This is a genomic window from Mongoliitalea sp. (genome assembly GCF_054166905.1).
Genome location: NZ_JBSZCK010000017.1, coordinates 1 through 6,876, shown reverse-complemented (window position 1 = coordinate 6,876; position 6,876 = coordinate 1). Strand labels below are relative to the sequence as shown.

General features: G+C 38.8%; 7 protein-coding genes. 5 read left to right on the top strand and 2 right to left on the bottom strand.

What is annotated here, in order from left to right:
- Positions 1–354: AAA family ATPase (locus ACXIUD_RS06335; protein ID WP_458051784.1), on the bottom strand; the 354-nt coding region annotated here is incomplete at its 3' end.
- 561 nt (positions 355–915) lie between these two features.
- Here ACXIUD_RS06335 and ACXIUD_RS06330 point away from each other — a divergent pair.
- The 5 genes from ACXIUD_RS06330 (at position 916) to ACXIUD_RS06310 (ending at position 5,655) form a co-directional block, all read left to right on the top strand.
- Positions 916–1,803, top strand: coding sequence for a hypothetical protein (locus ACXIUD_RS06330; protein ID WP_458051783.1), 888 nt, complete (start codon positions 916–918; stop codon positions 1,801–1,803).
- 7 nt (positions 1,804–1,810) lie between these two features.
- Complete coding sequence (locus ACXIUD_RS06325; protein WP_458051782.1) at positions 1,811–3,133, top strand: esterase/lipase family protein; 1,323 nt, start codon at positions 1,811–1,813, stop codon at positions 3,131–3,133.
- Positions 3,133–4,419 carry an outer membrane protein assembly factor BamB family protein gene (locus ACXIUD_RS06320; RefSeq protein WP_458051781.1) on the top strand — a complete coding sequence of 429 codons (1,287 nt, stop codon included), beginning with the start codon at positions 3,133–3,135 and terminating at the stop codon, positions 4,417–4,419. Before ACXIUD_RS06325 ends, ACXIUD_RS06320 begins: the two co-directional genes overlap by 1 nt.
- Before the next feature lie 31 nt (positions 4,420–4,450).
- Positions 4,451–5,080: an outer membrane beta-barrel protein gene (locus tag ACXIUD_RS06315; protein ID WP_458051780.1), complete on the top strand. Its 630-nt coding sequence runs from the start codon at positions 4,451–4,453 to the stop codon at positions 5,078–5,080.
- A gap of 407 nt (positions 5,081–5,487) precedes the next feature.
- The gene (locus ACXIUD_RS06310; RefSeq protein WP_458051779.1) at positions 5,488–5,655 is read left to right on the top strand and encodes a hypothetical protein; all 168 of its coding nucleotides are present in this window, start codon (positions 5,488–5,490) and stop codon (positions 5,653–5,655) included.
- Here the strand turns inward: ACXIUD_RS06310 and ACXIUD_RS06305 are convergent.
- Positions 5,652–6,275: a M48 family metalloprotease gene (locus tag ACXIUD_RS06305; protein WP_458051778.1), complete on the bottom strand. Its 624-nt coding sequence runs from the start codon at positions 6,273–6,275 to the stop codon at positions 5,652–5,654. The genes ACXIUD_RS06310 and ACXIUD_RS06305 overlap by 4 nt on opposite strands.
- Between the last annotated feature and the right edge of the window lie 601 nt (positions 6,276–6,876).

Here is a 6,876-nt window from a genome sequence, read left to right as displayed (position 1 = left end):
GGTATTGGAGAGTTCAAACGCTGAAGACCCTGTAGCAAAGACTTTGACGTCCGGAAAATTATCTACGATGATTTTAATGCAAATACCAATATTCTGAATCCGTTGCGCTTCATCGATGACCACTGTTTTTGCTTTTCCTATCAAGGTTTTTAGTTTCGTAGAACTTGGACTTCCAAGCATCTCTCGGATATCCGCATCATCTCCATTCCACCAAAGGATAGGCGTTTGAAATCTATCTGCATGGTGTTTCAATAAAGTGCTTTTCCCTACCTGTCTTGGCCCAAATAGAATAATGGCTTTGGGGTCTTGCAGCTTTTTCGTAAGCTTATCCTGAAGTAGTCTTTGAATGAACATAATCGCAAATTTAATATAAATTTAGCGATTATAATCGCTGATTTTATATAATTTTTGCGATTTTAGGCATGTTGTACGAAAAGAACCTAAAAATTACTAGCTTTAAAAGAACATCCAACTAACCCAAAACCTCCTGCCCTCATGAAAAAAACAATCCTCCATCCAAAACAAGTTCAAGAATCGCAGAGAACTTAGCTTTGAGACCCAGAGATGATGGAAGTACACATGAAAACTTGAATCTAAGAAAAAAGAGAGCAGCACATCAAAGAAATGAGGTATATAATAAAGAATAACTAATTGTTAGTGAGAGATGAAAGGGAAAATATTGAACTGAGGTATGGGCTATGGGAATCGGCTATCATTGAGGTGAGGTAGTTTTAAAAGAAAGATTTAATTTATTTTTGATAATACTTTGAAAATTTAGTTTTTCGTTTTATTATTGATTAGTTTTAATATTAACCTAAATTAATTTTTCATGAAATCAATAATCAAGAGTAAAAGAGCTAGGAAAAAAAATTCCTGGACTCTTAGTGAAACTGGGGGGGATTAGTTAATCTTTCTTTGGTAAAAGGCCTTGCGGTTATAGCCATGTTCTTGTTTGGATGTAGTCAGGAAGTGATTACAAATGATCAAACGGGTAATCAAGTCGGCCAATTATCTCCAAAGGGGTTGCTTCAGGTTTCTTGGGAATCAGTTATTTCTACTGATTATCAAGGTAATTTAGATGCTTTAAATGAAAATTCGCTCTCTTCAATGAATCCCTCAGAAGAGAAACAGCGTGTTGAGTTTATATTGTATGAAACAGGAGAAGCTCAACTAACCATAGAGCATTTGTCCCAAAATGAAGGGATCAAAATCCCTCACGAGGATCTACCAGATGATCGGTCGCCAGTAAAAAAAACCATAATCTATGGAGGGGAGATATCTTGGTATGACGGTTCTGGAGCGTTGCTAGGAACAGAAACTATGGATCGGCTAGATTATTCGACATGGATATCAGATATCAAACAAATTAAAGACACAAATTCCAAGGAAGATATCAACAAGGCTTTGCGAAATTTTCAATCCCAATTTTTTAAAGCTAATCTGGAGAAGTTTCTTGAAAATATTAAAGCAAATAATCCCATTGTACGAGAAATAGAGCAGTTTCAGATTTTGGAGGAAAATGAAACTTATGTCACTATACGTTTGGATTTGGCGCAATTTGAACCTGGACAGACAGGGATCAATGTGATGCTAATTGACAAGGATAAAAACAGAATGGTAGCAAATAGAATTTATACCGAAAGTAATGAAATCCTACAAACTACCTACTACGGTTATACTAAGGGGGATTCTGAAGCCCTAGATGCTATACGCGTAGAAGAGCCACTTATCCTTGAAGGTCAAATCGAGTTGACCAAAGTAACTTTGAACAAAATCTCTAACTTGAATATTTCCATAAATTGATACAGCTATGAAAAAGATATCTCTATTAATTATTTGCTTTGGTTTTTTTATTTCTTTTAGCTCAAATGCTCAAAATAAAACCACTTTTTGGTTACATGGGCTTGGCGATAATGATAAAGCATGGCTACATTATGCCACCATATTTGAAGCAGAACGACAAATGAACAGCAACCGTCCTGATTACACTTCAAATGCTGGAGTAGTTAGTTCTACCGCTACTATAAGTGGACGAATTACCCCCAATCTACAAAATATCGGAATCGGCCATAGCATGGGTGGTGTGGTTTTGAGAAATTTGGATAGAGTTAGTTCAGCATCCTCCAGAAGGATCAACGGGTTGATCACTGTGGCATCTCCCAACTCCGGAGCAGGCATAGCAAATTCCTTTGATGACCAAAGTTTGCTAAAAGCTAGTCAAAAGGCCTGTACGGATATTTCTGCAGGCCCATCCTCTGAACTTTTTAGTTTACCTTGGAAAATGATTGAACTGAAATTTGCCTCTTCAATAGGTGCTAGCCTAACCTCGAAAGCTCTCTGTGAATTATTTGTAACAAATGATCTGCTAGAAAAATATGCAGGATCTGCAACTGCCCGTGCTGATTTAAAGATGGGTAGCCCATTACTTAGTCAAATAAATACCCAAAGCTCCTCTATCCCTAGGCTAACAATGATTGCAGAGGAAAACCGCCCTGTTCATTGGCGTATGTTAAGTAGTACACTAACCCGCAATAATTCGTCCCCAAGTGACCAATTATTGCCTGATGTGATTACAGGGGTTGAGGTAATCTACAACGGATTTTTTGTGGCTAGAACTTCTGGCGCAGTGGCCAATGCAATACTAGGTTTTATTAATCCCATACTATTTGCAAAAGCTGCTCTCAATACTTATAAAGCGACAAAATGGAAGAAGGGAGTGGATTGGCTTAGGGATAGCGAAACCATTTGGAACGGTCTAACTAAAGCAAGTAGGCTGGAGTCAGAAAGGTATTGGGTATGGACTTGGATCCCTTGTGAAACTATCCCGGGAAGGCAATTGCTTATCGATGATATTGGAAGAGATAGAGATCAGTCCTGCGGAGAGTGGGGATTTGTGGAGCGTACGCGACAAGTCATGGTGCACTATCCCTCCGACGGGTTTATTCCTAGCTATAGTCAGGACATTGCTTCCCTGCCTGCCTCTAATCGCTATTTTATCCAAGGTGCCAATCATATCGAAGTGCTCAATATGTCCAACAGCAAGCTGAATGGGCAGCCGAATGATGCAACCAAACGAGAATTTAACAGAGTTTTTGATGAAAGAAATGATATTTTCAGAACGGCTAGAAGGTGATGAAGAAGCTTAGCTTGGGAATTATTTGCTTGGCCTCCATCCTGATTAGCTCCTGTTTCCTATTTGATAAGGACGAACCCAAGCTAAAAACCAATGAGGAAGGGGAAGTAATTTCCCTTCCTTATCTATGGAAAAGAAGCGTGCAATTGGGTGAACCCATTACCAATGGCTATACAGATATGCAGATCAAGTATAATGGAAATATCATTTTACCCATGACCAAAGGACCGACAGGAAGGCTATTAGCTATGGTCAATCCAACTAATGGACAGATCCTCTGGGAATGGGATGATCGATTTGTACAAGCCACTGAGGATATTTTACTCTATCAATCCTATCAATTTGATAATCTCCTTTTCTTCCCAGCAGGAAGCCGGCTTTACTGCATCAACCTGGAGAATGGAGAGACCCATTGGAAAAGTAGAAATAATCTGGACAGATCCTTTTTATCCAATGTGTATGGAAAAGAGGAAAGCTTCTACATGTTTGGTAGATCTAATGCATTTCCCGATAGTATTGACCAAATCGTCATATTCAAAGGGAATATACTTAATGGACAGTATGAAGAATACTTGAGCCCAGACTTTACTATGGACTATTTCTTCCCAGGTAATCGAATCGGAGACGTGACCGCAGCCCTGCCGGTGGATCTCGAAGGGAAGGAGTATCTGGCGGTAGTCTGGCAGGAGCCTTTTTTTGAGTTCTTTTGGCAGTCTTACCTAGGACTCTATGATCAGAACTCCCAGCAATGGGTCTATCAAAAGACCATCATCAATCCGGAGAAAAGCTTCAATGGAGTCCTGCTCAATCCTCCGGTCATCTATCGCGATCGGATCTACATGGCGGTGGGATTTGAACTGGCTTGCCATGACCTACGGACCGGGCAGCAATACTGGAGAAAGAAGTTTGACGGGGAGATCTTCTTCTCCAACTTCCTGATCGAGGAGGATATGGTCATCGTGAATAATGAGGATCAGTACGTCTATGCCCTAGATCCCATGACAGGCAATCAGCTCTGGAAGACCCGAGGATCGGGTACAAGCAGCAAAATGAGCTACATGAATGGCATCGTCTATTTCAACGGGGGAGCAAGCGGTAAGCTCCATGCGATAGATATCCGAGGAGGAAAGACCGTGTGGAAGATCGATCCCAAACTGATCGGGGAATTTCGTGATGAAATTTTTTGGGGAACAGCCATCTATACCTTTCCTGGAGAAAACGGAACGAAAGGTAAAGTGATATCCCTGACTGGAAATAATGCCTATTGCTTTGAAGCGTATCGGTAAATAAAAAATGAAAACTTAAACTACTATCAACATGAAGAAAATTTGGATTATACTTCTTCTTAACCTTTTTGCTTTTGGAGCAATGGCCCAAACAGAAAAAGGTACTAAGCTATTGGGAGTTGGGACTACTCTAGGAATGGGTCAGAGTGATGGACTGATGGGATTAGCTTTCAATCGCTCCACCTTGGAGTTGTCAGATGGAAGTGAACTGAAAGATCGAATGACTTCTTTCTTTATTTCCTCCAAAGGAGGGTATTTTTTTGCGGATCGCTTTGCAGCCGGATTGGAGGTGGCTATATCTACGAGTAGTGGCACTACAGAGACAGATGGAATAGAATTGGATTCCAACTTCTCCTTTCTTGGCGTTGGCCCTTTTGCCCGGTATTATTTTCCATCAGGTAAGCTGCTTCCTTTTGCAGAGATCAATACCCTTTTTGGATCAAGAAGTGAGGAAACCTCAGGTTCAGGTCTGGAAACAGACACACAATTTTCAGTAACCAATATTGGTGGCGGCTTAGGTTTGGCTTTCCTCTTGGGTGAAAGAAGTTCGCTTGACCTTACGGCCAGTTATAATGCTACTTCGCTTAAAGAAAATGATTTGGACTTGACAACCCGACAAAGTGCTCTTGGCCTTAAGTTTGGATTCACGGTGTTTTTTTAAGGAGTTTAAGATTAATTATGCCAACTAAAGGACCCTTCTGTCTCAATGCAAAATTAAGCGTTTGAGATGAACTTGTTTTTTAAAAAAATTGGCTTCCAAAGTTTATTCAATGGTTTAGAAATGGTTAAAATTTGGTTAAAAATAAGAATCGCCACAGAAATCAAATGCGGAAAGTCTAAGGAAATGGATCTTTTAGATTCCTTCAGAAGTTTGTATCAGAAAAGCCCGCTGAAGAGATTTAAAAGACTTTCGATATATCAAAAATCTGATACTGGAAAACTGAGCTGAAAAAACATAATCTCTACATAGTAGCAATTGAGTCAAACAGGCACAAGTATGAATGATAATCGTGTTTAAAAACTTGAATCATCCCTGCAATTTTAAAAACAAATTTTAAAATTGCAGGGATGTTAGAGCAGGTTATCCATAGAGAATTTGAGTTTTCGGTATCTAATTTTCCAGTAACGGGAATCACCAAGCTATTTGTCATTACTCCCGGTGAAAGTAGATACTTCTATGAATCCAATGTAGAAGTCATCAGGTTGAAAGATTTTCTTTTGGAAACAGCAAATTAGTTTTCAATTAGTGGGTTTTGCACACTTTTAAGACGCTTAGAAAGTGGTGGATAATTGATGGCTGCTTTTTCCATTTCACGATTTGTGATTTCATTTAATTTCAAAAGGGTATCGCAATAATCTTCTTTACCCACCATGTTGGCCGCATACACGTCTGCTTCCAATTCAAACTTTTTCTGGACAAAACCCGGGATAATAAGTAAAAGTAAGCCCAAAAAACAACCATGGATTGCCACCATAGCGCCTTCTGTATATTCACCAAAAGTGGCAAACAATGGGTAAAGCAAATAGGATGAAATCATAAAAATCGCTGATGCTGTGATGTTGGCTATATATGCTTGAAACATATGGTTCTGATCTAAGTGTCCGATCTCATGGGCTAACAGATTCAGCACGTGTTTTTCATCCATTTTCTCTAAAAGCCCCTTGCCAATCAAAATGGATTTACTTTTTCCATATAGTCCAGTTGCGTAGACATTGACAATTTCCTTATCCAATATGTAAACAAAATAATCTCTATCAAAACGCTCCTTTATTACTTTTTCAAAATAGGGGCTCCTTCTACTAGATCGATCAAAAAACGCATAGAAATAGGGCTTGATAAGAAAATCAAAACTCATGACCAAAGGCACAAGAAGGAAAGCCCCACTAAGAAAAAGATAAAATTTTTTATCAACGAAACCTTCAATTATTAAAAACGAAATCATTAACAAGCATAGAAAAATGAACTCAACAAGTAATGCTCGCAGATCGAGTATTTCTTTCCAAAAGACTTTTTTAGCTGAAAAAACAACCATAATCCTTCTTATCAACACTATGGCGAGCGCAAGAAAGCCCCCTTTAAACAAAATTTCGGGTATGATAGACATAAATAGATGTTATAGTAGAAAAACATTATACGACACAATCTCAAACTAAGGTTGAGTTTTTCATATCAAACAAAAAGAATTTACCCCCCTGTTGAATTGCATTTCTGCTATTTAAAATTCAGCTTTTCAACAAAACTTCCTCCGTAATCGCAGAATTCATTAAAATTTGGCGATTATAATCGCTGATTTAATATAAATTTTGCAATTAGAGTACAAAAAGTTCGAAGTTTTCATTGTGAATGACTTGAATCGTAGCTTCTGGATAAGCCTGCTGAAAGGTACTGGAAATCCTAACTTTCGCTTTAGGGTTCCACTTAAATTCCCAAGCGGAAAGCTTTCCTGCTACTTCTTC

What these genes read in the sequence shown, in the direction of transcription:
- ACXIUD_RS06325 (WP_458051782.1), top strand. Translation starts at nt 1,811, where the DNA reads ATGAAAAAGATATCTCTATTAATTATTTGCTTTGGTTTTTTTATTTCT.
- ACXIUD_RS06320 (WP_458051781.1), top strand. Translation starts at nt 3,133, where the DNA reads ATGAAGAAGCTTAGCTTGGGAATTATTTGCTTGGCCTCCATCCTGATT.
- ACXIUD_RS06315 (WP_458051780.1), top strand. Translation starts at nt 4,451, where the DNA reads ATGAAGAAAATTTGGATTATACTTCTTCTTAACCTTTTTGCTTTTGGA.
- ACXIUD_RS06310 (WP_458051779.1), top strand. Translation starts at nt 5,488, where the DNA reads ATGTTAGAGCAGGTTATCCATAGAGAATTTGAGTTTTCGGTATCTAAT.
- ACXIUD_RS06305 (WP_458051778.1), bottom strand. Translation starts at nt 6,275, where the DNA reads ATGAGTTTTGATTTTCTTATCAAGCCCTATTTCTATGCGTTTTTTGAT.